Raw genomic sequence first — 1802 nt, 5'->3', positions numbered from 1 at the left:
GGTTTCTATGTGCCTATCGATGTAACTCACGTTTAGAGTAAAGTGCTATTGCAAAAATCCACAATTTCAACTCAGATGACTGAAAACTCTAGCCCTAATCCCAATCAAGTTTATCCAATCAAAGAGCATCAACGAGTTTGCTTTATAAAAAATGTTATCAAAGCTGTTAATATTATTATTGGAGATTATACTTATTATGACGATCCAGTAGAGCCAGAAGCATTTGAAAGAAACGTGTTATATAACTTTGGCAGCGATAGATTGATTATTGGCAAGTTTTGCGCGATCGCAACCAATGTTAAATTTATCATGAACGGCGCTAACCACAAGCTTGATGGTATTTCTACTTATCCCTTCCCTATTTTCGGACATGGTTGGGCAAAAGAGATAGATAAAATAATGGATTTACCCAGCAAAGGGGATACAATTATTGGTAATGATGTTTGGCTGGGCTACGAGGCTGTGATTATGCCGGGAGTCAAAATTGGGAATGGGGCGATTATTGCCGCAAAATCTGTGGTAGTTAGCGATATTCCTGATTTTGCGATCGCAGGTGGCAATCCAGCAGGTATAATTAAGCAAAGATTCACCGACTCGGAAATAGCACAACTCCTAGAAATTAAGTGGTGGGATTGGGAAATAGAGAAAATTACCCGCAATATTGATAAAATTATGGAGTGTGATATTTCTGCCCTGGGCGAGGCTGAGTGAAAGATTATGTATTCTAAGCCAATGACTATTGGTAAGCTATTTCAGGAGATTTTTCAGGAACGCAAAAAAATTATCAAGAGTTTTTTATTTGCCTTCCTCCTCACTTTAGCTCTCAAGAAGCTAGTTTTGGAAGTATTAATAGATGAGATCCCAATTTTTGGCTTTCACGATATTGTGGATATTCAGTTGCAAAATGATAGAGTATCCCAGGATAAAAATATCCTGCCCTCTTACCCTAAACAAGATTTAGAGGAATTCTTAGGCTATTTAATCCGTGAAGACTATTGGTTTCTCTCCACTCAGGAGCTTTACAATTATTTTCTAGCCAATCCTAAGCAGCCAATTCCACCTCAACATGCCCAGCAAAAGCCAGTAATGATTACTTTTGATGATGGTTATGAAAGCATTCATACTCAGTTACTGCCCATATTAGAAAATCTAGAAAATAAATACGGCAAAAAAGCCAAAGTAGTTTTATTTGTTAATGCGGGATTTATGGGCGATAAAGGTTCCCGTCTATACCATGCCACTTGTAAGGAATTGAATGAGGGGTTAGTTAAAGGTTTTTTTGATATTCAATCTCATGGACTTCATCACAAGAAATTAACCGAGCTGGCTCATGGAGATTTAGAACAGGAAATATCTGAAGATCAAAAGCGCTTAAGAAAATGTACCGCAGGTTTAGATAAAAGTCAAACTGTTGCCTCTCATATCGCCTACCCATTTGGTGCTACAGACGAGCGGGTGGAGAAGTATATTGCTAAATACTATTTATCGGGATACTTATATAATAGTCGCACGTTAAAACTAGGGTGGAATAGAAATGAGTATCGGATTCCCCGCTTGACTGTGAATATGGAAAAGTCAGTCGATAGCTTAATTAAGCTTGCATCTGGAGGGTGGTTTTAATCGACACGTCAATTCAAGATTTTACTGTAATTGTCATTTTTAAACCCAAGGCATCTATTTTTGGGAAAAGTTGGGGAGCTAAAAGACTTGACATGTTGACGAATTTAAGTTAAACTAGTAGAGTGGAAAAATGTGGGTTCATGGAAGGTGATATTTAGAGCCTGTGGTTATCCCAGATAGAA

General features: G+C 37.8%; 2 protein-coding genes. Both read left to right on the top strand.

What is annotated here, in order from left to right:
- Positions 1-75: 75 nt before the first annotated feature.
- The gene (locus NJ959_RS29070) at positions 76-711 is read left to right on the top strand and encodes a CatB-related O-acetyltransferase (protein WP_254015240.1); all 636 of its coding nucleotides are present in this window, start codon (positions 76-78) and stop codon (positions 709-711) included.
- 6 nt (positions 712-717) lie between these two features.
- Positions 718-1620, top strand: a complete 903-nt coding sequence (locus tag NJ959_RS29065) for a polysaccharide deacetylase family protein (protein ID WP_254015239.1) — start codon at positions 718-720, stop codon at positions 1618-1620.
- The last annotated feature ends 182 nt before the right edge of the window (positions 1621-1802 follow it).

The organism is Limnofasciculus baicalensis BBK-W-15 (assembly GCF_024178385.1).
GTDB classification, from domain to species: domain Bacteria; phylum Cyanobacteriota; class Cyanobacteriia; order Cyanobacteriales; family Coleofasciculaceae; genus Limnofasciculus; species Limnofasciculus baicalensis.
The sequence above is the reverse complement of the archived record's forward strand: the minus strand, read 5'-3'. Positions and strand labels throughout refer to the sequence as shown.

Coding starts and splice junctions, on each gene's coding strand:
- NJ959_RS29070 (WP_254015240.1), top strand. CDS start 76: ATGACTGAAAACTCTAGCCCTAATCCCAATCAAGTTTATCCAATCAAA.
- NJ959_RS29065 (WP_254015239.1), top strand. CDS start 718: ATGTATTCTAAGCCAATGACTATTGGTAAGCTATTTCAGGAGATTTTT.